Source organism: Agrobacterium sp. 16-2014-1-2a (assembly GCF_053522705.1).
In genome coordinates, this window is the sequence record NZ_JBNWBX010000014.1 from 1 (window position 1) to 21,608 (window position 21,608).

Genomic DNA, 21,608 nt, shown 5'->3' on the forward strand with positions numbered 1-21,608 from the left:
CGTCGGCATTCGTCCGACGTCGAAGACGACGGTTACCGGCGTTGAAATGTTCCGCAAGCTGCTCGACCAGGGCCAGGCTGGCGACAACATCGGTGCTCTGGTTCGCGGCGTTACCCGTGACGGCGTTGAGCGTGGTCAGATCCTGTGCAAGCCGGGTTCGGTCAAGCCGCACAAGAAGTTCATGGCAGAAGCCTACATCCTGACGAAGGAAGAAGGCGGCCGTCATACGCCGTTCTTCACGAACTACCGTCCGCAGTTCTACTTCCGTACGACTGACGTTACCGGTATCGTTTCGCTTCCAGAAGGCACGGAAATGGTTATGCCTGGCGACAACGTGACTGTTGAAGTCGAGCTGATCGTTCCGATCGCGATGGAAGAAAAGCTGCGCTTCGCTATCCGCGAAGGCGGCCGTACCGTCGGCGCCGGCATCGTCGCTTCTATCGTCGAGTAATTTCACGACGTTGAAATTCAGACCGGCGGCGGTGTAACCCACACCGCCGCCGGGCTTTTAGTAAAAAAGCCTGGCGGCGTTGCATTTTTAGTGCTTGAAAAATTCGGTGAAAGCGCGTAAACGCGCATTCACACTCACCCGCTGGATTCGCAAGCAATTGCGGAGCGCGGTGTTTTAGCAATACAGACTACTGAAATGATTGGGGTGCGACGCGCATCCCTCTCGATTTTTGAAAATCTGCGGCGCCACGATCAATAGAAGTTCATGTGTTTCCGCGTGCGGAAACGAATAACAAAGAACAAGGACAAGACGAATGAACGGCCAGAATATCCGTATCCGCCTCAAGGCGTTCGATCACCGGATCCTCGATGCCTCTACCCGTGAAATCGTGTCGACCGCAAAGCGCACCGGCGCCAGCGTTCGCGGCCCGGTTCCGCTCCCCACCCGCATCGAAAAGTTTACCGTCAACCGCTCTCCTCACGTTGATAAGAAGAGCCGTGAACAGTTCGAAATGCGGACGCACAAGCGTCTTCTCGATATCGTTGACCCCACCCCGCAGACCGTCGATGCTCTGATGAAGCTTGACCTGGCTGCCGGCGTTGACGTTGAAATCAAGCTCTAAGACTGGCCTGACCTCATCCAAGTGAGGGCCATATAACAAGGAAGGTACGTGGAGAAATCCAACGGCTTCCAATCCGGAGACCGGAAACATCGTGAGATGTCGAAGGGCACTCCTTAACAAAGGCCAAAAAGGGTTTTCCCTTCAAGGCTCGCAAGAGGATGAACCAATGCGTTCAGGTGTGATTGCACAGAAAGTGGGTATGACCCGCGTCTACAACGACGCTGGTGAACATATTCCAGTAACAGTATTGCGGATGGATAACGTACAAGTCGTTTCCCAGCGCACGGAAGACAAGAATGGCTACACCGCAGTTCAGCTCGGTGCCGGCCAGTCCAAGGTCAAAAACACGACGAAGGCGCTTCGCGGTCATTTTGCCGCTGCCAATGTCGAACCGAAAGCAAAGCTCGTCGAGTTCCGGGTTTCCCCCGAGAACCTGATCGATATCGGTGCAACACTGACCGCAACTCATTTTCAGGCCGGCCAGCTGGTCGACGTAACGGGAACCACGATCGGTAAGGGTTTTGCCGGTGCTATGAAGCGTCACAACTTCGGTGGTGGTCGCGCTTCGCACGGTAACTCCGTATCGCACCGTGCGCACGGTTCGACTGGTAACAACCAGGATCCGGGCCGCGTGTGGAAGGGCAAGCGCATGGCTGGTCATATGGGCCAGACGCGCGTTACGACCCAGAACCTCGAAGTCGTTTCGACCGATGAAGACCGTGGCCTGATCCTCGTTAAGGGTGCAGTTCCCGGTTCCAAGGGCGCCTGGATCATCGTCCGCGACGCCGTCAAGTCGGCCGCGAAGTAAGGGAGCCTTATCATGGAATTGAACGTCAAGACCCTCGAGGGAAAAGACGCCGGCAAGGTTTCTCTGTCGGACGAGATTTTCGGCCTCGATCCCCGTCAGGATATCCTGGCCCGTATGGTTCGCTGGCAGCTTGCAAAGAAGCAGCAGGGAACGCACAAGACCAAGACCCGTGCGGAAGTTTCCCGTACTGGTGCGAAGATGTACAAGCAGAAGGGTACGGGCCGCGCTCGTCACCATTCGGCTCGCGCACCGCAGTTCCGCGGCGGCGGCAAGGCCCACGGCCCGGTCGTTCGCAGCCACGCACACGACCTTCCCAAGAAGGTTCGCGCGCTTGCTCTGCGTCACGCCCTGTCTGCAAAGCTGAAGGCTGAAGATTTGATCATCGTCGATCAGCTCGTCGCGTCCGAAGCAAAGACCAAGGCTCTGCTGGGCAGCTTCGCTTCGCTTGGCCTGACCAACGCTCTCGTTATCGGTGGCGCAGAACTTGATGGCAACTTCAAGCTCGCAGCTCAGAACATCCCGAATGTGGACGTTCTGCCGGTTCAGGGCATCAATGTTTACGACATCCTGCGTCGTGGTAAGCTCGTGCTTTCCAAGGCTGCTGTAGAGGCTCTGGAGGAGCGGTTCAAATGACGGATCTTCGCCACTACGATGTGATCGTATCTCCTTCGATCACGGAAAAGTCGACGCTGGTATCCGAACAGAACCAGGTCGTATTCAACGTCGCCAAAAGCGCTTCCAAGCCTGAAATCAAGGCTGCCGTGGAAGCTCTCTTCGGCGTCAAAGTCACGGCTGTGAACACGCTTATCCGCAAGGGTAAGACCCGTCGTTTCCGTGGGTTCGCCGGTAAGCTGAAAGACGTCAAGAAAGCCGTCGTTACGCTCGCCGAAGGTCAATCCATCGACGTGTCCACCGGACTCTAAAGGTTAGGCCCAAGCGGGCAAAGACCCAAAAGGGAACAAGAATATGGCATTGAAAAGTTTCAATCCGACCACGCCAAGCCAGCGTCAGCTGGTTATCGTGGACCGCGCTTCGCTCTACAAGGGCAAGCCGGTAAAGGCTCTCACCCAGGGCCTCAGCTCCAAGGGTGGCCGCAACAACCAGGGCCGGATCACCGTCCGGTTCCAGGGTGGTGGTCACAAGCGGACCTACCGTCTGGTGGACTTCAAGCGTCGCAAGTTCGACGTTGAAGGCACCGTTGAACGTTTGGAATACGACCCCAACCGCACCGCGTTCATCGCGCTGGTTACGTATACCGACGGCGAACAGGCTTACATTCTCGCGCCACAGCGTCTCGCTGCCGGTGACAAGGTGATCGCCTCCGACAAGGCAGTGGACGTGAAGCCCGGCAACACCATGCCGCTTCAGTACATTCCGGTCGGTTCGATCATCCACAACGTCGAGATGAAGCCAGGTAAAGGCGGTCAGATTGCCCGCTCCGCCGGTACGTACGTCCAGCTCGTCGGCCGCGATGCCGGTATGGCTATCCTGCGTCTCAACTCGGGCGAACAGCGTCTGGTGCACGGCTCCTGCCTCGCATCGATCGGCGCAGTTTCGAACTCCGATCACGGCAACACCAACGACGGCAAGGCCGGTCGTTCGCGTTGGCGTGGCAAGCGTCCGCACGTTCGCGGCGTCGTCATGAACCCGGTCGACCACCCGCACGGTGGTGGTGAAGGTCGCACGTCGGGTGGTCGTCACCCGGTTACTCCGTGGGGTAAACCCACGAAGGGCAAGCGCACCCGTTCGAACAAGTCGACCGACAAGTTCATCATGCGTTCGCGCCATCAGCGCAAGAAGTAAGAGGAGAAGTCTCAAGTGGCTCGTTCAGTTTGGAAAGGTCCGTTTGTTGACGGCTATCTTCTCACTAAGGCTGAGAAGGTGCGCGAAAGCGGACGCAATGAAGTAATCAAGATCTGGAGCCGTCGCTCCACGATCCTGCCGCAGTTCGTCGGATTGACGTTTGGCGTCTACAACGGCAGCAAGCATGTGCCCGTCTCTGTCAATGAAGACATGGTCGGACACAAGTTCGGTGAATTCTCTCCGACCCGTACCTATTACGGTCACGGCGCGGACAAGAAGGCAAAGAGGAAGTAATCATGGCGAAGGCTAAGACCGAACGCCGGCTGAAGGACAATGAGGCTCAGGCCATTGCCCGTACGCTCCGCGTCAGCCCCCAGAAACTGAACCTGGTTGCCGCTCTTATCCGTGGCAAGAAGGTTGATCGCGCTCTCGCCGAGCTCGAATTCTCCCGCAAGCGCATCGCAGGGACCGTCAAGAAGACGCTCGAATCTGCGATTGCCAATGCGGAAAACAACCATGACCTCGACGTCGACGCTCTCGTCGTCGCCGAGGCCTATGTTGGCAAGTCCATCACCATGAAGCGTTTCCACGCTCGTGGCCGTGGTCGTGCATCCCGCATTGAAAAGCCGTTCTCTCACCTCACGATCGTTGTTCGTGAAGTTGAGGAAAAAGGGGAGGCCGCATAATGGGTCAGAAAATCAATCCGATCGGCTTCCGCCTCGGCATCAACCGTACCTGGGATAGCCGCTGGTACGCTGACACCGCTGAATACGGCAAGCTGCTGCATGAAGACCTGAAGATCCGGGCTTACCTGATCAAGGAACTCAAGCAGGCCGGTATCGCCAAGGTGGTCATCGAGCGTCCGCACAAGAAGTGCCGCGTTACGATCCATTCGGCTCGTCCGGGTCTCATCATCGGCAAGAAGGGCGCGGACATCGAGAAGCTTCGCAAGAAGCTTTCCGAGATGACCAACTCCGAAACGCACCTCAACATCGTTGAAGTGCGCAAGCCGGAAATCGACGCGACTCTCGTCGCTCAGTCGATCGCCCAGCAGCTCGAGCGCCGCGTGGCTTTCCGCCGTGCGATGAAGCGTTCGGTTCAGTCCGCAATGCGTCTTGGCGCCGAAGGCATCAAGATCACCTGCGGTGGCCGTCTCGGTGGCGCCGAAATCGCTCGTACCGAATGGTACCGTGAAGGACGCGTTCCGCTGCACACGCTGCGTGCGGACATCGACTACGGCACAGCTGAAGCGGAAACCGCGTTCGGCATCTGCGGCATCAAGGTCTGGATCTTCAAGGGCGAAATCCTTGAGCACGATCCGATGGCTTCTGAGCGTCGTGGTCTCGAAGGCGATGCTCAGGGCCCTGCAAGCCGTGAGCGTGGCGATCGTCCCGATCGTCGTCGCGAAAACGCTTGATTGACGCTGGCGAAAGATAAGCTCGGAGAAGTAAGAAAATGTTGCAGCCAAAGCGTACTAAGTACCGCAAGCAGTTCAAGGGACGCATCAAGGGCGTCGCCAAGGGCGGCTTTGACCTGGCATTCGGTGAATTCGGCTTGAAGTCGCAGGAACCGAACCGCGTGAACGCACGCGAGATCGAAGCGGCCCGCCGCGCGATCACGCGTTACATGAAGCGCGCAGGTCGTGTGTGGATCCGCGTATTCCCAGACGTTCCGGTAACGGCAAAGCCGACCGAAGTTCGTATGGGTAAGGGCAAGGGTTCGGTCGAATACTGGGCATGCAAGGTCAAGCCCGGTCGTATGATGTTCGAGATCGACGGTGTGTCCGAGGAGATCGCCCGCGAGGCGCTTCGTCTCGGCGCTGCCAAGCTCTCGGTCAAGACGCGCTTCGTACAGCGCATCGCAGAGTAAGGAGCAAGGCACATGAAAGCCGATGAAGTTCGCGGCCTCAGCGCCGACCAGCTCAAGGACAAGCTCGCCGATCTGAAGAAGGAGCAGTTCAACCTGCGCTTCCAGAAGGCGACTGGCCAGCTGGAGAAGTCCTCGCGCATCAACGAAGTCCGCAAGGACATCGCCCGCGTTAAAACCATTGCCCGCCAGAAGGCGGCAGAAGCCAAGGCCTAAGGAAAAATAATATGCCGAAACGCATTCTGCAGGGCGTCGTAGTGTCCGACAAGAACGAGAAGACTGTTGTAGTCCGGGTTGAGCGCCGATTCGCTCACCCGCTGCTCCAGAAGACCGTTCGCCGTTCGAAGAAGTACAAGGCACACGACGAAAACAATCAGTATAAGGTCGGCGATGTCGTTTCCATCGAGGAATGCGCACCGATCTCCAAGGACAAGCGCTGGACGGTCGTTTCCGCCCAGGCTTAATTTCATCAGAATCGCGCCAGGTCTCTTGTACTTGGCGCGAAATACTGTATGAAGCACCGCAAGGACGCTCGTGAATCGAGCGTCTTTTGCTTTGATGCGCACGGAAGGTCCTTCGGGAAACCACCCTGTCACGACATTTCCGCGCAAAAAAAGAGACATTCATAAGCTGGGGCAGGGGGCTCACTCGGGAGAGTTTGCCCAACCGTTCCGGTAACAACAAGAAGGCGACCTGACATGATTCAGATGCAAACAAACCTCGACGTGGCGGATAATTCCGGCGCACGTCGTGTCATGTGCATCAAGGTGCTGGGCGGCTCGAAGCGCAAATATGCTTCTGTTGGCGACATTATTGTCGTTTCCATCAAGGAAGCTATTCCGCGCGGCCGCGTCAAGAAGGGCGATGTGATGAAGGCGGTTGTCGTTCGCACCGCCAAGGACATCCGTCGCGCTGACGGCAGCGTCATCCGTTTCGATAACAACGCAGCCGTTCTTATCGACAACAAGAAAGAGCCCATCGGCACCCGTATCTTCGGACCGGTTCCGCGCGAACTTCGCGCCAAGAACCACATGAAGATCATCTCGCTGGCTCCGGAAGTACTGTAAGGAGCGTATGCGATGCAGAAAATTCGTAAAGGCGACAACGTTGTCGTATTGACCGGTAAGGACAAGGGCCGTACCGGCGAAGTAATCCAGGTTTTGCCGAAGGAAGATCGGGCCGTTGTGCGTGGCGTTAACATGGTGAAGCGTCACCAGCGCCAGACCCAGGCTCAGGAAGCTGGCATCATCAACAAGGAAGCGTCCTTGCACATCTCCAACATTGCCATCGTCGATAAGGATGGCAAGCCGACCCGCGTTGGCTTTACTGTTGTAGACGGCAAGAAGGTCCGCGTGGCCAAGCGTTCGGGAGAAGTGATCGATGGCTGATAAGTACGAGCCGCGTCTCAAGACGGAGTACGTTTCCCGTATCCGTGGCGCCATGCAGGAGAAGTTCTCCTACGCCAACGTGATGATGATCCCGAAGCTTGAAAAGATCGTGATCAACATGGGTGTTGGCGAGGCGACTGCCGACTCCAAGAAGCCAACCATTGCTGCCGGTGACCTGGCTGCGATTGCCGGCCAGAAGCCGGTTGTTACCCGCGCTCGCAACTCGATCGCTGGTTTCAAGGTTCGCGAAGGCATGCCGATCGGTGCGAAGGTTACCCTTCGTGGCGCCCGCATGTATGAATTCCTTGATCGCCTGGTCAACATCGCGCTGCCGCGCGTTCGCGACTTCCGGGGTCTGAACCCGAAGAGCTTTGACGGCCGTGGCAACTTCGCCATGGGCATCAAGGAACACATTGTGTTCCCTGAGATCAACTACGATAAGGTTGATCAGATGTGGGGCATGGACATCATCGTTTGCACGACGGCGACGTCGGACGACGAAGCACGGGCTCTGCTTACAGAGTTCAACTTCCCGTTCCGTCACTAACCGTAACGACGAGCGTAGAAAAGGAACTCCGATATGGCGAAAACAAGCGCAGTTGAAAAGAACAAGCGCCGCCGCAAGTCGGTCGCCCAGCAGGCCACCAAGCGGGCTGCACTGAAGGCGATCGTGATGAACCAGTCCCTTCCGATCGAAGACCGGTTCAAGGCCACTCTGAAGCTCGCTTCGCTGCCGCGTGACGGCTCGAAGACGCGTATCCGCAACCGCTGCGAAGTAACGGGCCGTCCGCGCGCGTTCTATCGCAAACTCAAGATGTCGCGTATCGCGCTTCGTGAGCTGGGCAATTCCGGCAAGGTGCCGGGCATTGTCAAGTCGAGCTGGTAAGGAGACGGGCACATGACCATGACTGATCCTTTGGGTGATATGCTCACCCGCATCCGCAATGGTGCTGCTCGCCGTAAGTCTTCGGTAAGCACGCCTGCTTCCAGCCTCCGCGCACGCGTTCTCGACGTGCTGCAGGCTGAAGGCTACATTCGCGGTTATTCCAAGGTCGATTTCGAAAACGGCAAGGCCGAATTCACGATCGAACTGAAGTACTACGAAGGCGCGTCCGTGATCCGTGAGATCGGCCGCGTTTCCAAGCCGGGCCGCCGAGTTTATGTCTCGGTTAAGTCCATTCCGCAGGTCGCGAACGGCCTCGGCATCACCATCCTTTCGACCCCGAAGGGCGTGATGGCCGATCACCAAGCTCGCGAACAGAACGTTGGTGGCGAGGTTCTTTGCTCGGTCTTCTAAGACCCGAGCACGGATCTCCATAACGAACAGACAGGATTGAACAATGTCTCGTATCGGTAAAAAGCCCGTTCAGGTTCCAGCAGGTGTTACGGCCAATGTCGACGGCCAGAAGGTCACTGCTAAGGGCCCGAAGGGTGAACTGTTTTTCGTCGCTAATGACGACATCCAGCTAAAACTCGAAGATAATGGCGTTTCCGTAACGCCGGCCAACAACACCAAGGAAGCTCGTTCCAAGTGGGGCATGTCCCGCACGATGATCGAGAACATCTTCAAGGGTGTTAAGGACGGCTACGAACGCAAGCTCGAAATCAATGGCGTCGGTTACCGTGCCGCCCTGCAGGGCAAGAACCTGCAGCTGGCTCTCGGTTTCAGCCACGATGTAGTTTACGAGCCTCCGGTCGGCATCACCATTGCCGTTCCGAAGCCGACGGAAATCATCGTTTCCGGCATCAACAAGCAGCAGGTTGGCCAGGTTGCCGCGGAAATCCGCGAATACCGTGGTCCCGAGCCCTACAAGGGCAAGGGCGTGAAGTACGCTGAAGAGCGTATCGTCCGCAAAGAAGGCAAGAAGAAGTAAGGATCACGCGAAATGGCTAGCAGGAAAGAAGCACTTGCACGTCGCGCGAGCCGTGTGCGCCGCCAGATCAAGGCGGTTGCCAATGGCCGCCCGCGCCTGTCGGTTCATCGCTCGTCGAAGAACATCTACGCTCAGATCATCGATGACGTTGCTGGCAAGACGCTTGCGTCTGCCTCCACGCTCGAAGCCGATCTGCGCGGCTCGCTCAAGACCGGCGCCGACGTTGCAGCAGCAGCTGTCGTAGGCAAGCTGGTTGCAGAGCGTGGCGTCAAGGCTGGCGTCAAGGATGTCGTATTCGACCGTGGCGCATTCATCTATCACGGCCGTATCAAGGCTGTGGCAGAAGCTGCCCGCGAAGGCGGTCTGAACTTCTGAGTGCTTGACCCTTTTGATTGTTCGCAATCGAGAGAAAGGGTCATGCACCACTCAAGATCCTGCAGCGTCCTTTGCGTGTCGGTTTCGACACGCGGCGCTGCAGTTTCCGCCCTGACAACGATCTGGGCGGAATTTCACCGGGCCATGCGGGTCTCTTCATCGAGGCCGGTGGTCTTTTCGTTTGCCGTTCCACCCGTAAAAGAAAAAGGACAAGGACAATGGCACAGGAAAAAAGAGGTTCTCGCGACGACCGCCAGAACCGTGAAGAACGCGATAGCGAATTCGTCGACAAGCTGGTCGCGATCAACCGCGTTGCAAAGGTTGTTAAGGGTGGCCGTCGCTTTGGCTTCGCCGCTCTCGTCGTCGTCGGCGACCAGAAGGGCCGCGTTGGCTTCGGTCACGGCAAGGCTCGCGAAGTTCCGGAAGCCATCCGTAAGGCAACCGAGAGCGCAAAGCGCGATCTGATCTTCGTTCCGCTGCGCGATGGCCGCACGCTGCATCACGACGTCAATGGCCGTCACGGCGCAGGCAAGGTTCTGCTGCGTTCGGCCAAGGCCGGTACCGGTATCATCGCCGGTGGTCCGATGCGCGCTGTTTTCGAAACGCTGGGCGTTCATGACGTTGTTGCCAAGTCGACCGGTTCTTCGAACCCGTACAACATGGTTCGCGCAACGTTCGACGCTCTGAAGCATCAGGTTCATCCTAAGGACATCGCTGCACAGCGTGGTCTCAAGTATGCGACCCTTCAGTCTCGTCGTGCCGCTTCCGGCAACGCTTCTGAAGAATAAGGAGCTGGATCATGGCCAAGAAGACTACTGAAGCCAAAAAGACTGTTACGGTCGAACAGATCGGCAGCCCTATCCGCCGCCCGGCAATCCAGCGTCAGACGCTGGTCGGTCTGGGTCTCAACAAGATGCACCGTCAGCGCACCCTGGAAGATACTCCTGCGGTTCGCGGCATGATCCGTGCGGTCCAGCATCTCGTTCGCGTCGTTGACGAGAAGTGAGACGGAGTAACCTATCATGAAACTCAATGAAATCAGAGACAACGAAGGCTCCACCAAGGACCGTATCCGCGTAGGTCGCGGTATCGGTTCCGGCAAGGGCAAGACCGGTGGTCGCGGTGTGAAGGGTCAGAAGGCTCGTTCGGGCGTCGCCATCAACGGTTTTGAAGGCGGTCAGATGCCAATCTACCGTCGTCTTCCGAAGCGCGGTTTCAACAACATTTTCGCTTCCGAATTTGCTGTTGTATCGCTCGGCCGCATTCAGACCGCCATCGACGCCAAGAAGCTCGACGCTTCCGCAACGATCGATGCTGCTGCTCTCAAGGCTGCTGGCGTTATCCGTCGCACCAAGGACGGCGTTCGCATTCTCGCTGACGGCGAACTGACGAGCAAGGTTGCTTTTGAAGTTGCCGGCGCTTCCAAGCCTGCACTCGAAAAGATTGAGAAGGCTGGCAGCTCTATCAAGCTTCTCGCAGTTGCAGCTGAAGCTTCCGAGTAATATATAGACTTCAGACGCCCGGGGCATAGTCGCTCCGGGCGTTTGCGCTCCCTGGCTTATGGTGCTCTCGATTTAAATCGATTTATTGTGGCATCACGGCAAACTCTTCGCGGTGCAGCTGTTATGCGCGCCACATGCGGCATAAAGTGCCGCAGGGAGAGCCTCACAGTTCTTGAACTTCCTTGAGGGAGGGGATAGGACATAAAAAAACAGGGTGAGGCATGATGGCGGCGCAACGCCGTGTTCGTCCGAAGCCCGTTTTTGAACCGGTATTTTTAGACCTTTCCGCATTGGCCGGTTTCGCTGGCCGGCAAGGGTCATTCGGAGAAATTTATGGCTTCAGCAGCGGAACAACTGGCTTCGAACCTGAATTTTTCGACCTTCGCTAAGGCGGAGGATCTGAAAAAGCGTCTCTGGTTTACTCTTGCCGCACTTCTCGTCTACCGTCTTGGTACCCACATTCCGCTTCCGGGTCTAAACCCAGAAGCCTATGCGCAGGCCTTCCGTGGCCAGGCCAACGGTATTCTCGGTCTTTTCAACATGTTTGCGGGTGGCGCAGTCGAGCGTATGGCGATCTTCGCCCTCGGCATCATGCCTTACATCTCCGCTTCGATCATCGTGCAGCTCATGACCTCGGTCGTGCCTTCGCTCGAAGCGTTGAAGAAGGAAGGCGAAGCCGGACGCAAGATCATCAACCAGTACACGCGCTACGGCACGGTACTGCTTGGCACCCTGCAGGCCTACGGCATCGCTGTCGGCCTTGAGAGCGGCAACGGCCTCGTTGTCGATCCTGGCCTGTTCTTCCGTATTTCCACCGTCATCACGCTGCTCGGCGGCACGATGTTCCTGATGTGGCTTGGCGAACAGATTACCTCGCGCGGCATCGGCAACGGTATTTCGCTCATCATCTTTGCCGGTATTGCGGCAGGTCTGCCCAAGGCGCTTGCCGGCACGCTGGAACTCGGCCGCACCGGTGCGCTGTCGACGACGCTCATCCTCATGGTCGTTATCGTGGCAATCGGCGTCATCGCGCTGATCGTTTTCGTGGAGCGCGCCCAGCGCCGTCTGCTTATACAATATCCGAAACGCCAGGTCGGCAACCGGATGTTCCAGGGCGATACCTCGCATCTGCCGCTGAAGCTCAACACGGCTGGCGTTATTCCCGCGATCTTCGCATCCTCGCTGCTGCTTCTGCCTGCGACGGCTGCCGGTTTTGCCGGAAACACCAACCTGCCGGGCTGGGCAACCTCGATCATCGCGTCGTTGCAGCATGGACAGCCGCTGTTCATGGCGCTCTACGGCCTGCTCATCGCGTTCTTTGCATTTTTCTACACGGCTATAGTCTTCAATCCGAAGGACACGGCCGATAACCTCAAGAAGCATGGCGGCTTCATTCCGGGCATTCGTCCGGGCGAGCGCACCGCGGAGTACATCGATTACGTTCTGACCCGTATCACGGTTGTCGGCGCTGTTTATCTTGTCTTCGTGTGTATCCTTCCTGAGACACTTATCGCACGTACGGGCATTCCATTAGCCCTTGGTGGTACTTCGCTTTTGATCGTTGTCAGTGTAACTCTGGACACGGTTGCGCAAATTCAGGGACACCTGATCGCGCAGCAGTATGAAGGACTGATCAAGAAGTCGAAGTTGCGTGGAGGAAAGAGGGGACGATGAGACTGATATTTTTAGGTCCGCCGGGTGCGGGCAAGGGAACCCAGGCCAAACGCCTGACTGACAAGTACGGGATCCCGCAGCTTTCCACCGGTGACATGCTTCGCGCTGCGGTTAGCGCGGGCACGGAAATAGGCAAGCGCGCCAAGGCCGTCATGGACGCCGGCGGGCTGGTTTCCGACGATATCGTCAATCAGATCGTTTCCGAACGCATCGAAGCTCCGGACTGTGCCAAGGGTTTCATTCTCGATGGCTATCCGCGCACCGTTCCGCAGGCCAAGGCGCTTGCCGAGAACATGCACAAGAAGAACGTCGCCCTCGATGCCGTCATCGAACTGAAGGTGGACGAGGAGGCGCTGATTCGCCGAATCGAAAATCGCGTTGCAGAGACCATCGCTGCCGGTGGCACGGTTCGTTCCGACGACAATCCGGAAGCCTTCCGCAAGCGGTTGACGGAGTATCGCGAGAAGACTGCGCCGCTGTCGCAATATTACAGCGAGCAGGGCGAACTTGTGACACTGGATGGCATGGCTGATGTCGATGCCGTGACTGCGGCCATCGAACGGGTTCTGGAAAAGGCCTCGGCCTGATGGTTGGAGCGGGATGGTGAAAACCGCAGGCGGTTTTCCCGGCAAATCCTGTGCTCCTGATACGGCGTATCCTTTGGATCGCAAAAGAATCTTGGCGGAGCCGGTTGCTTTTTAGCGCTGATTCCGTTAAACACCGCGCCAACTCGCGACATCCCAAGCGACTGGCGCGGATTTCCCTTAAGGGAGGGAAATCCGGGTTCGGTCGTTTTGACTTGTCACGGACATCAATTTTGAACTGGCGGTCGTGTCGGCCGCTCGAATGGAATCACCACTTGCCGGATGGCAACTGGAACCAAGGAGAAAAGACGTGGCACGTATCGCTGGCGTCAACATCCCGACTGCAAAGCGCGTTGTTATTGCGCTGACGTATATTCACGGGATTGGTCCGAAATTCGCGCAGGAAATCATGGACAAGGTCGGTCTTCCGGCTGACAAGCGCGTTCATCAGCTTACGGATGCTGAAGTTCTTCAGATCCGCGAAGCCATCGACCGCGACTATCAGGTCGAAGGCGATCTTCGTCGCGAGACCTCGATGAACATCAAGCGTCTGATGGACCTCGGCTGCTACCGCGGCCTGCGTCACCGTCGTGGGCTTCCGGTCCGCGGTCAGCGCACGCACACCAACGCCCGCACCCGTAAGGGTCCGGCGAAGGCTATCGCTGGTAAGAAGAAGTAATTTTCCGGTTCTCCGGAAAGGAGAGGCTGGTGCGGTCTGCGCCAGCCTTTCTGAGTTTGGCGTGAAGCTCGGAAACGGGTCGATCGCCGGTGTAGCCGCTGGTGTTACGGCGGTGAAGAGATCAATGAAAGGTATAAAATGGCCAAGGAAGCCGCACGCGTTCGCCGTCGCGAACGTAAAAATATCACGTCGGGCGTCGCGCATGTCAACTCGACCTTCAACAACACGATGATCACCATCACCGACGCACAGGGCAATGCTATTGCCTGGTCGTCCGCTGGTGCCAAGGGCTTCAAGGGTTCGCGCAAGTCGACCCCGTTTGCTGCCCAGATCGCTGCTGAAGATTGCGCGAAGAAGGCTCAGGAACACGGCATGAAGTCGCTTGAAGTTGAAGTTTGCGGTCCGGGTTCCGGCCGTGAATCGGCACTTCGCGCTCTGCAGGCTGCCGGTTTCATGATCACTTCCATTCGCGACGTGACGCCGATCCCGCACAACGGTTGCCGTCCGCGCAAGAAGCGCCGCGTCTGACGCGACCGTGGTTCGGAAATTCCGCCTTTCCTTCGGTCTGGCGGAATTTTCGTGTATCTGGCGTGTGCGCGTCGATTTCGATCGACGGACTTGCGCTCAAGAACCCACTGATGAACCGCGGAATTAGGTTCCTCTCAGTGTTTTCATGCTCGGTCCGTCACGATTGGATGGTGGCGGCGAACGGAAGGTTTAAAGATGATTCAGAAGAACTGGCAGGAACTTATCAAGCCGAACAAGGTCGAGTTCACCTCGTCCAGCCGCACCAAGGCAACTCTCGTTGCCGAGCCGCTGGAGCGTGGTTTCGGTCTTACTCTCGGCAACGCGCTGCGTCGCGTTCTGTTGTCTTCTCTGCGTGGTGCCGCTGTTACGGCCGTGCAGATCGACGGTGTCCTGCACGAATTCTCCTCCATCCCCGGCGTTCGGGAAGATGTGACGGATATCGTGCTCAACATCAAGGAAATCGCCATCAAGATGGATGGTGACGATTCCAAGCGCATGGTCGTGCGCAAGCAGGGTCCGGGTTCGGTAACCGCTGGTGACATCCAGACGGTTGGCGACATCGAGATCCTGAACCCCGACCACGTGATCTGCACGCTGGACGAAGGCGCTGAAATCCGCATGGAATTCACCGTCAACAACGGCAAGGGTTACGTACCGGCTGAGCGCAACCGCGCGGAAGATGCCCCAATTGGCCTCATTCCGGTGGACAGCCTGTATTCTCCGGTCAAGAAAGTGTCCTACAAGGTGGAAAACACCCGTGAAGGTCAGGTTCTCGACTATGACAAGCTGATCATGACGATCGAGACCAACGGTTCGGTTTCCGGCGAAGACGCCGTTGCCTTCGCCGCTCGCATTCTTCAGGACCAGCTCGGCGTCTTCGTCAACTTCGACGAGCCGCAGAAGGAAGCAGAAGAAGAATCGGTTACCGAACTCGCGTTCAACCCGGCGCTTCTCAAGAAGGTCGACGAGCTGGAACTGTCCGTTCGTTCGGCAAACTGCCTGAAGAACGACAACATCGTCTATATCGGCGACCTGATCCAGAAGACCGAAGCCGAAATGCTTCGCACGCCGAACTTTGGTCGCAAGTCGCTGAACGAAATCAAGGAAGTTCTCGCTTCCATGGGTCTGCACCTCGGTATGGAAGTACCGGCATGGCCGCCTGAGAACATCGAAGATCTCGCCAAGCGTTACGAAGACCAATACTAACAAACAAGAAGGCAGACCTTAAAGACTGCCTTTCCCCGTCAAACAGCAGATAAGTCATCTGCATGTGCCAGGAAACGGCAGGCCTTAGAGAAGGCACCTGCGTAGAAGGAGAATAGCAATGCGCCACGGTAATTCAGGCCGCAAGCTCAATAGAACCGCCAGCCACCGCAAGGCAATGTTTGCCAACATGGCTGCTTCGCTCATCACCCATGAGCAGATCGTCACCACCCTTCCTAAGGCGAAGGAAATCCGTCCGATCGTTGAGCGTCTCGTGACGCTTGGCAAGCGCGGCGACCTGCACGCTCGTCGTCAGGCGATCTCGCAGATCAAGGATCAGGACGCTGTTCGCAAGCTGTTCGACGCAATCGCTTCGCGTTACGCAACCCGCAACGGCGGCTACCTGCGCATCATGAAGGCTGGCTTCCGCCAGGGCGACAACGCGGCTCTGGCCGTTGTTGAATTCGTCGAGCGTGACGTTGACGCCAAGGGCGCAGCCGACAAGGCTCGCGTTGCTGCGGAAGCTGCTGCTGCCGAAGCTGCGTAAGGTCTGACGCCGTTCAGGCGTCGTGAATTAAAAAGCCGGGTGAGAAATCACCCGGCTTTTTTATTTTCCAAAAGAATAGTCATGAACGACGCAGATAGTAACCGTCAGTGCCGTCGTCACCTTCGATCAACTCGACGGTCCGGTTGAGAAGCCATCTAATTCCCTTACCTTCGGCACCAAATTCAGCATTGGATGTGTTCCAAAGATCTCCAATCAAGCCATCTGAAACATCAGAGCGCAACAGGGATGCAAGGAATGTATTGAGCTCATTTCGCTCCTTTTTGGTTAAGTGATACAAACCTAAAAGTAAGACGCCATCCAAGCTTTCGAACATTTCGAAGTCTTGGATCATATAGCCTGTAAATTTCAGGAATACGGGCGCGGGTGTAATGGTCTTTTTCACAATATCGGCGTTCCGATGGTAAGCTGTATCAACATAGAAGCCATTAGGGCGGCTGGCGTCGTGAACAATAAATACGCCAACTTCGGTATTTTCGCTTGTCTTGTATATCGCCCGGTAGATTTTTTGGCAGGATTTACTTAATGATATCTAAGTTATTGCTCTCTATCGGCTCGATGTCCTGCAATCGTCGTTTTTAACGATGCTTGGAAAGCGCTCGCTTCACTCCGGAACGTGGATGCGGGCCTTGATGTGCTTGAGTTGCGCGACAATCGTAAACGTCATGATGACCAGCAGCGACCACGAACTCCACTTGCCGATATGCACCACGGACCAGGCGCCGATCTGATCGGGATATTTCCAGATACCGAAGAATGTGGAGATGTTTTCCGCCAGCCAGACGAAAAACCCTATCAGGACGAAGGAGAGAAGCAGCGGCATCTTTCGATCCCGATCATAGGGACGGTAGACCACTGTTGCGCGGGAATAGAGGCCGATGGCGCAGGCGGCGATGTACCAGCGGTAGTCACCGATAAAGTGGTGGGTGAAGAAGTTGGCGTAGATGGCGATGCCGATCAGCGTTGCCATCCAATAGGTGGGATAATTGCGAATGCGCACATCCAGCAGGCGCCACGCCTGGATGATGTAGCTGCCGACGGCGGCGTACATGAAGCCGGAAAAGAGCGGCACGCCGAGGACCTTGCTATATGCGAAGTCGGGGTAGGACCAGGACTGGATAGCGCTTGACGTCTTGAACACCTCAAGCGCGAAGCCGACGATATGGAACAGCAGGATGGCCTTGGCCTCGTCAAGCGTTTCCAGCCTGCTCCAGATCATGAAGAACTGGATGCCGAGCGCGACGATCAGCAGCACGTCATAACGCGGAATGCCAAATACCCCACCATGCGGCACTACGAAGATGGAAATGAAGAACAATCCCGCAAACAGGCAGGCACGGGCTTCCTTGATACCGAAATAGAGAAATTCGATGACAAAGCGCCTGATGCCCTTGAGTTCGCCCCAAGGATAGGTATCGCACAGAAGATTGTCCAAAACCGAGAGGCGGGTTGCGGCTGGGCCTGTTGCTATGCTCATGTTCGCGCCTCGATTTGTATCCGTTAAATTTTCATACGAAAACCGGAAGGAACTCGCATGGGTCCGTCACGCCTTTCCCCGCCTTATTTTGCCCGCATCCGGCTTTTGGCGGCGGCCATGATTGTGATCATTGGCGGTCTTTGCTTGCGGGCGTTCGGCTACGAGGTGGGATTGCCGTTCGTGGCGGTAAAATATGGCGGATCCGTGCTCTGGGGGGCGATGGTCTATCTGCTGCTGGCGGCCATCCTTCCGTCCCGCTGGTACGGTTACGAGGTTCACATCGCCGTCATCGCCGTCGTCGTCGTGGAATTGATTCGGCTCGTTCATTTCCCGGCGCTGGACGCGTTTCGCGCAACGGCGGCCGGAGCTTTGCTGCTCGGCCGCGTTTTCTCGGTGTGGAATATCGTTTGCTATATCGGCGGGATCGCGGTGGCGTCCTTTACGTCCGGACGGGGCTTGCGCGCCTTGCCCTCTTCGCCGCCATGATCGAGGGCCGCACCAGCCGATACCCGAGCAACACCACCATCGTACTGATATAAAACACCGGCTCGAGCGTGATCGATTTTCGCGCCAACACGAAATGCAGTACGCCGACGATGAGCACGAGATAGACGAGCTTGTGCAGCGTGTTCCAGCGGCTGCCGAGCTTGCGGATCGACCAGCGGTTGGAGGTGAGCGCGAGCGGCAGCAGCATGACGAGCCCCGCCATGCCGAACATGATATAGGGCCGCTTGAGAATATCAGCGGCGATGGAGCTGAAGACCAGGCCGCGGTCCAGAACCAGATAGACGCTGAAATGTGCCAGCACGTAATAGAAGGCGATCAGTCCCAACGCCCGGCGATAGGCGATGAGGTTTATGTTGAAGAGATCGCGCAGCGGCGTCACCAGCAAGCCGAGGCATAGAAAGCGCAGTGCCCAGATGCCGAGCAGGTGCTCGAAATCCTTGACTGGGTTGAAGCCGAGGCCGCCGGTTGCGGCGAGGTAAAAATACCAGAGGCCGGGACAGAGGCCGATGACATAAAGCGACCAGATGGCTGCCGGCTGGTAACGCTTCGGCAGTGAGGGAAGCGAAAAGGCGAGGGCCATGATCAGTAATTCGCCTTTAGGTCGAGGCCGGTATAGAGGCTTGCCACCTCGTCATAGCCGTTGAACATCAGGGTAGGGCGGTTCTGGGTGCCAAAAAAGCCGCCTTCGCCGATGCGCTGTTCCGTTGCCTGGCTCCAGCGCGGATGGTCCACATGCGGATTGACGTTGGAATAGAAACCGTATTCGCGGGCGTTGGAGTTTTTCCACGTCGTGTCCGGCTGTTTCTCGACAAGCGAAATACGTACGATGGATTTGATGCCCTTGAAGCCGTATTTCCAGGGAACGACGAGGCGAATGGGCGCGCCATTCTGGTTCGGCAGGGTTTCGCCGTATAGTCCAACGGCAAGAATGGTGAGAGGATGGCGGGCCTCATCTAGGCGCAGACCCTCGACATAGGGCCAGGACAGAGGCTGGAACAGGCCGCTCTGGCCCGGCATTTCCTCCGGCCGCACCACGGTTTCGAAGGACACGTATTTCGCGCTGCCGAGTGGCTCCACCTTGTCGAGAAGCGCGGCGAGAGGGAAACCGATCCACGGAATGACCATCGACCAGCCCTCGACGCAGCGCATGCGATAGGTGCGCTCCTCTAGCTGATATTTCATCAGCTCTTCGATGCCGAATTCCTGCGGTTTGGAGACAAGGCCATCCACCTTCACCGTCCATGGGGTGGGCTTGAACTTGCCGGAATTTTCCTTCGGGTCGGATTTGCCCACTCCGAACTCATAGAAATTATTGTAGCTGGTGACGGCATCGAGCGGGGTGAGCTTCTCGTCCAGCTTGTAGGCGCCTGCTTTGGCAGCAAGCGGAGTGGCGACAGCCTCGCGGCCGGAAAGCCCGATTGCCGCAAGCCCCGCCGCCGTGCCCAGGAAGCCACGTCTCGAGAGGTAGATATTCTTCGGCGTGATTTCTCGTGCCGGGATGAGGGGCGGACGATAGGCGGGCATTTCAACCTCCACAAAAGCCGGGTGCATCGGCGATAAATCGATTATGATAGGCTATACGGCCGCTGCACAGATATGTTTCAGCACTCTGCGCAAAAACAGCGGTCGGGCGGCAAAAATCGCGCATTTGTGATGACGGGCCGCGCGAATTGCAACATTCAAACCGGGCGTACCGTACCGAACCGTACTGTTTTGCCCGAAGGTGACAGTGACAGGGCTTACGGTTTGCGCTAGAAAAACCGCAAAATAGGGCGAGGGCATTTTGACCGCGGTGCGGGAATGCGCTCTTCTGCCCAAGAGATCGAGGAAAACACCATGCCAGTCTATCGCTCCAGAACGACAACCCACGGCCGCAACATGGCGGGCGCGCGCGGCCTATGGCGCGCCACCGGCATGAAGGACAGCGATTTCGGCAAGCCCATCATCGCGGTTGTCAATTCCTTCACGCAATTTGTGCCGGGCCATGTGCATCTGAAGGATCTCGGCCAGCTCGTTGCGCGTGAAATCGAAGCGGCCGGTGGCGTTGCCAAGGAATTCAACACCATCGCTGTCGATGACGGCATCGCCATGGGCCATGACGGCATGCTTTATTCGCTGCCGTCGCGCGAAATCATCGCTGACTCGGTCGAATACATGGTCAATGCCCATTGCGCCGACGCGATGGTTTGCATCTCCAACTGCGACAAGATCACCCCCGGCATGCTGAATGCGGCGATGCGCCTCAACATCCCCGCCGTCTTCGTTTCCGGTGGTCCGATGGAAGCGGGCAAGGTCGTTCTGCATGGCAAGACGGTCGCGCTCGATCTGGTTGACGCCATGGTCGCAGCTGCGGACGACAAGATTTCCGATGAGGACGTCAAGATCATCGAGCGTTCCGCTTGCCCGACCTGCGGTTCCTGTTCCGGCATGTTCACTGCCAATTCCATGAACTGTCTGACCGAGGCGCTAGGCCTGTCATTGCCCGGCAACGGTTCGACGCTTGCCACCCATTCGGACCGCAAACGCCTGTTCGTCGAGGCCGGTCACCTGATCGTCGATCTGGCGCGCCGTTATTACGAGCAGGACGACGAGACCGTTCTGCCGCGCACCATTGCCAACAAGGCTGCGTTTGAAAACGCCATGTCGCTGGATATCGCCATGGGCGGTTCCACCAACACGGTGCTGCATATTCTGGCGGCAGCGCATGAGGGCGGTGTCGATTTCGGCATGGAAGACATCGACCGTCTTTCCCGCAAGGTTCCCTGCCTTTCCAAGGTCGCGCCTGCCAAGCAGGACGTGCACATGGAAGACGTTCACCGCGCCGGCGGCATCATGCGCATTCTCGGTGAGCTGGATCGTGGCGGTCTCCTCAATCGCGATACCTACACGGTGCACGAGGCGACGCTGGGCGACGCCATCGACCGTTGGGACATCACCCGCACCAACAGCGAAACCGTGCGGCAGTTCTTCAAGGCTGCCCCCGGCGGCGTTCCGACGCAGGTGGCCTTCAGCCAGTCGTCGCGCTGGGACGATCTGGATACGGACGGTGAAAACGGCGTTATCCGCTCGGTTGAAAAGCCTTTCTCCAAGGATGGCGGTCTGGCCGTGCTTTATGGCAACATCGCTCTTGATGGCTGCATCGTGAAGACGGCGGGTGTCGACGAATCCATCCTTAAATTCAGCGGTCCGGCGGTTGTTTACGAAAGCCAGGACGCGGCGGTGAAGGGCATTCTTTCCAACGAGGTCAAGGCAGGTGATGTCGTCGTCATTCGTTACGAAGGACCGAAGGGCGGCCCCGGAATGCAGGAAATGCTCTATCCGACCAGCTACCTCAAGTCCAAGGGCCTCGGCAAAGCCTGCGCGCTGATCACCGACGGACGTTTTTCGGGCGGCACATCCGGCCTGTCCATCGGCCATGCCTCGCCGGAAGCGGCGCAGGGCGGCGCTATCGGCCTCGTGCGTCAGGGCGACTTGATCGAGATCGATATTCCCAACCGCACGATCAACCTCAAAGTTACGGATGCGGAACTGGCAGCCCGCCGCGCCGAGCAGGATCAGCTCGGCTGGAAGCCTGCGGAGTTCCGCAAGCGCAACGTCACGACAGCGCTGAAGGCCTATGCGGCTTTTGCGTCCAGTGCCGACAAGGGTGCTGTTCGGATTTTGCCGGAGTAATCTGGCGGGCAGGGTCCTACATTGCAGGCA

Annotated in this window: 34 protein-coding genes; 30 read left to right on the top strand and 4 right to left on the bottom strand. The window is 57.4% G+C overall.

Going from position 1 to position 21,608, the window contains the following annotated elements; all coding sequences use genetic code 11:
* The 28 genes from ACQZ45_RS26115 to rplQ all read left to right on the top strand — a co-directional run.
* On the top strand, positions 1–451 hold a 451-nt coding region (locus tag ACQZ45_RS26115), incomplete at its 5' end, for an EF-Tu C-terminal domain-related protein (protein ID WP_448742615.1).
* A gap of 313 nt (positions 452–764) precedes the next feature.
* Positions 765–1,073 carry a 30S ribosomal protein S10 gene (gene rpsJ, locus ACQZ45_RS26120; RefSeq protein ID WP_003507767.1) on the top strand — a complete coding sequence of 103 codons (309 nt, stop codon included), beginning with the start codon at positions 765–767 and terminating at the stop codon, positions 1,071–1,073.
* Between the two features lie 166 nt (positions 1,074–1,239).
* On the top strand, positions 1,240–1,881 hold the full coding sequence (gene rplC / locus ACQZ45_RS26125) for a 50S ribosomal protein L3 (RefSeq protein WP_003516149.1): 642 nt from the start codon (positions 1,240–1,242) through the stop codon (positions 1,879–1,881).
* A gap of 12 nt (positions 1,882–1,893) precedes the next feature.
* The gene (rplD, locus tag ACQZ45_RS26130) at positions 1,894–2,514 is read left to right on the top strand and encodes a 50S ribosomal protein L4 (RefSeq protein ID WP_003516147.1); all 621 of its coding nucleotides are present in this window, start codon (positions 1,894–1,896) and stop codon (positions 2,512–2,514) included.
* Entirely contained in the window at positions 2,511–2,804 is a 294-nt protein-coding gene (locus ACQZ45_RS26135; protein WP_003495178.1) for a 50S ribosomal protein L23, read from the top strand. The genes rplD and ACQZ45_RS26135 overlap by 4 nt, the downstream gene beginning before the upstream one ends.
* A 43-nt stretch (positions 2,805–2,847) precedes the next feature.
* Positions 2,848–3,684 (top strand): 50S ribosomal protein L2, encoded by an 837-nt coding sequence (rplB, locus tag ACQZ45_RS26140; RefSeq protein ID WP_003516146.1) that lies wholly within the window; start codon positions 2,848–2,850, stop codon positions 3,682–3,684.
* Between the two features lie 15 nt (positions 3,685–3,699).
* Positions 3,700–3,978 (top strand): 30S ribosomal protein S19, encoded by a 279-nt coding sequence (gene rpsS / locus ACQZ45_RS26145; RefSeq protein ID WP_003507772.1) that lies wholly within the window; start codon positions 3,700–3,702, stop codon positions 3,976–3,978.
* A 2-nt stretch (positions 3,979–3,980) separates the two neighbouring features.
* Positions 3,981–4,370: a 50S ribosomal protein L22 gene (rplV, locus tag ACQZ45_RS26150; protein ID WP_003495184.1), complete on the top strand. Its 390-nt coding sequence runs from the start codon at positions 3,981–3,983 to the stop codon at positions 4,368–4,370.
* Positions 4,370–5,101 (top strand): 30S ribosomal protein S3, encoded by a 732-nt coding sequence (rpsC, locus tag ACQZ45_RS26155; protein WP_003516138.1) that lies wholly within the window; start codon positions 4,370–4,372, stop codon positions 5,099–5,101. The genes rplV and rpsC overlap by 1 nt, the downstream gene beginning before the upstream one ends.
* 38 nt (positions 5,102–5,139) lie before the next feature.
* Positions 5,140–5,553, top strand: a complete 414-nt coding sequence (gene rplP / locus ACQZ45_RS26160; protein WP_003516136.1) for a 50S ribosomal protein L16 — start codon at positions 5,140–5,142, stop codon at positions 5,551–5,553.
* 12 nt (positions 5,554–5,565) lie between these two features.
* The gene (gene rpmC / locus ACQZ45_RS26165; RefSeq protein WP_003495193.1) at positions 5,566–5,766 is read left to right on the top strand and encodes a 50S ribosomal protein L29; all 201 of its coding nucleotides are present in this window, start codon (positions 5,566–5,568) and stop codon (positions 5,764–5,766) included.
* 11 nt (positions 5,767–5,777) lie between these two features.
* Complete coding sequence (gene rpsQ / locus ACQZ45_RS26170; RefSeq protein WP_003495195.1) at positions 5,778–6,014, top strand: 30S ribosomal protein S17; 237 nt, start codon at positions 5,778–5,780, stop codon at positions 6,012–6,014.
* 234 nt (positions 6,015–6,248) lie between these two features.
* Positions 6,249–6,617 carry a 50S ribosomal protein L14 gene (gene rplN / locus ACQZ45_RS26175; protein WP_003495199.1) on the top strand — a complete coding sequence of 123 codons (369 nt, stop codon included), beginning with the start codon at positions 6,249–6,251 and terminating at the stop codon, positions 6,615–6,617.
* A gap of 12 nt (positions 6,618–6,629) precedes the next feature.
* A complete protein-coding gene (gene rplX, locus ACQZ45_RS26180) occupies positions 6,630–6,938 on the top strand; it encodes a 50S ribosomal protein L24 (protein WP_003516133.1) in 309 nt (102 codons plus the stop codon).
* The gene (gene rplE / locus ACQZ45_RS26185) at positions 6,931–7,485 is read left to right on the top strand and encodes a 50S ribosomal protein L5 (RefSeq protein ID WP_003495201.1); all 555 of its coding nucleotides are present in this window, start codon (positions 6,931–6,933) and stop codon (positions 7,483–7,485) included. The genes rplX and rplE overlap by 8 nt, the downstream gene beginning before the upstream one ends.
* 33 nt (positions 7,486–7,518) lie before the next feature.
* Positions 7,519–7,824: a 30S ribosomal protein S14 gene (rpsN, locus tag ACQZ45_RS26190; protein ID WP_003495202.1), complete on the top strand. Its 306-nt coding sequence runs from the start codon at positions 7,519–7,521 to the stop codon at positions 7,822–7,824.
* 12 nt (positions 7,825–7,836) lie between these two features.
* On the top strand, positions 7,837–8,235 hold the full coding sequence (rpsH, locus tag ACQZ45_RS26195; protein ID WP_003516131.1) for a 30S ribosomal protein S8: 399 nt from the start codon (positions 7,837–7,839) through the stop codon (positions 8,233–8,235).
* Positions 8,236–8,278: 43 nt separating this feature from the next.
* Complete coding sequence (gene rplF, locus ACQZ45_RS26200) at positions 8,279–8,812, top strand: 50S ribosomal protein L6 (protein ID WP_003516129.1); 534 nt, start codon at positions 8,279–8,281, stop codon at positions 8,810–8,812.
* Between the two features lie 12 nt (positions 8,813–8,824).
* Positions 8,825–9,187, top strand: coding sequence for a 50S ribosomal protein L18 (rplR, locus tag ACQZ45_RS26205; protein ID WP_003516127.1), 363 nt, complete (start codon positions 8,825–8,827; stop codon positions 9,185–9,187).
* A gap of 218 nt (positions 9,188–9,405) precedes the next feature.
* On the top strand, positions 9,406–9,975 hold the full coding sequence (gene rpsE, locus ACQZ45_RS26210; RefSeq protein WP_003516126.1) for a 30S ribosomal protein S5: 570 nt from the start codon (positions 9,406–9,408) through the stop codon (positions 9,973–9,975).
* Positions 9,976–9,986: 11 nt separating this feature from the next.
* On the top strand, positions 9,987–10,193 hold the full coding sequence (gene rpmD, locus ACQZ45_RS26215) for a 50S ribosomal protein L30 (RefSeq protein WP_003495212.1): 207 nt from the start codon (positions 9,987–9,989) through the stop codon (positions 10,191–10,193).
* A gap of 16 nt (positions 10,194–10,209) precedes the next feature.
* The gene (rplO, locus tag ACQZ45_RS26220; RefSeq protein ID WP_003516125.1) at positions 10,210–10,689 is read left to right on the top strand and encodes a 50S ribosomal protein L15; all 480 of its coding nucleotides are present in this window, start codon (positions 10,210–10,212) and stop codon (positions 10,687–10,689) included.
* 333 nt (positions 10,690–11,022) lie between these two features.
* The gene (gene secY, locus ACQZ45_RS26225) at positions 11,023–12,363 is read left to right on the top strand and encodes a preprotein translocase subunit SecY (RefSeq protein WP_003516124.1); all 1,341 of its coding nucleotides are present in this window, start codon (positions 11,023–11,025) and stop codon (positions 12,361–12,363) included.
* Positions 12,360–12,950, top strand: a complete 591-nt coding sequence (locus ACQZ45_RS26230) for an adenylate kinase (RefSeq protein ID WP_003516123.1) — start codon at positions 12,360–12,362, stop codon at positions 12,948–12,950. Before secY ends, ACQZ45_RS26230 begins: the two co-directional genes overlap by 4 nt.
* 307 nt (positions 12,951–13,257) lie before the next feature.
* A complete protein-coding gene (gene rpsM / locus ACQZ45_RS26235) occupies positions 13,258–13,626 on the top strand; it encodes a 30S ribosomal protein S13 (RefSeq protein ID WP_003516122.1) in 369 nt (122 codons plus the stop codon).
* Between the two features lie 138 nt (positions 13,627–13,764).
* The gene (gene rpsK / locus ACQZ45_RS26240; RefSeq protein ID WP_003495225.1) at positions 13,765–14,154 is read left to right on the top strand and encodes a 30S ribosomal protein S11; all 390 of its coding nucleotides are present in this window, start codon (positions 13,765–13,767) and stop codon (positions 14,152–14,154) included.
* A 195-nt stretch (positions 14,155–14,349) separates the two neighbouring features.
* Entirely contained in the window at positions 14,350–15,360 is a 1,011-nt protein-coding gene (locus ACQZ45_RS26245; protein ID WP_003516121.1) for a DNA-directed RNA polymerase subunit alpha, read from the top strand.
* 118 nt (positions 15,361–15,478) lie between these two features.
* Complete coding sequence (gene rplQ, locus ACQZ45_RS26250) at positions 15,479–15,904, top strand: 50S ribosomal protein L17 (protein ID WP_003495230.1); 426 nt, start codon at positions 15,479–15,481, stop codon at positions 15,902–15,904.
* A gap of 79 nt (positions 15,905–15,983) precedes the next feature.
* Here the strand turns inward: rplQ and ACQZ45_RS26255 are convergent, their stop codons facing one another.
* Positions 15,984–16,307 (bottom strand): hypothetical protein, encoded by a 324-nt coding sequence (locus ACQZ45_RS26255; RefSeq protein ID WP_333717822.1) that lies wholly within the window; start codon positions 16,305–16,307, stop codon positions 15,984–15,986.
* Between the two features lie 219 nt (positions 16,308–16,526).
* Positions 16,527–17,399, bottom strand: a complete 873-nt coding sequence (locus ACQZ45_RS26260; protein WP_003516116.1) for a DUF817 domain-containing protein — start codon at positions 17,397–17,399, stop codon at positions 16,527–16,529.
* A gap of 57 nt (positions 17,400–17,456) precedes the next feature.
* Here ACQZ45_RS26260 and ACQZ45_RS26265 point away from each other — a divergent pair, with 57 nt between their 5' ends.
* Positions 17,457–17,885, top strand: a complete 429-nt coding sequence (locus ACQZ45_RS26265) for a ribosomal maturation YjgA family protein (protein ID WP_003516114.1) — start codon at positions 17,457–17,459, stop codon at positions 17,883–17,885.
* Here ACQZ45_RS26265 and msrQ read toward each other — a convergent pair.
* Together msrQ and msrP are read right to left on the bottom strand one after the other, a co-directional pair.
* Positions 17,839–18,486, bottom strand: coding sequence for a protein-methionine-sulfoxide reductase heme-binding subunit MsrQ (msrQ, locus tag ACQZ45_RS26270; protein ID WP_003516113.1), 648 nt, complete (start codon positions 18,484–18,486; stop codon positions 17,839–17,841). The genes ACQZ45_RS26265 and msrQ overlap by 47 nt on opposite strands.
* Positions 18,487–18,488: 2 nt before the next feature.
* Entirely contained in the window at positions 18,489–19,430 is a 942-nt protein-coding gene (msrP, locus tag ACQZ45_RS26275; RefSeq protein WP_003516111.1) for a protein-methionine-sulfoxide reductase catalytic subunit MsrP, read from the bottom strand.
* A 312-nt stretch (positions 19,431–19,742) separates the two neighbouring features.
* Between msrP and ilvD the strand changes: the two genes are divergently transcribed.
* Positions 19,743–21,578 carry a dihydroxy-acid dehydratase gene (gene ilvD, locus ACQZ45_RS26280; RefSeq protein WP_013636431.1) on the top strand — a complete coding sequence of 612 codons (1,836 nt, stop codon included), beginning with the start codon at positions 19,743–19,745 and terminating at the stop codon, positions 21,576–21,578.
* Positions 21,579–21,608: the final 30 nt, after the last annotated feature.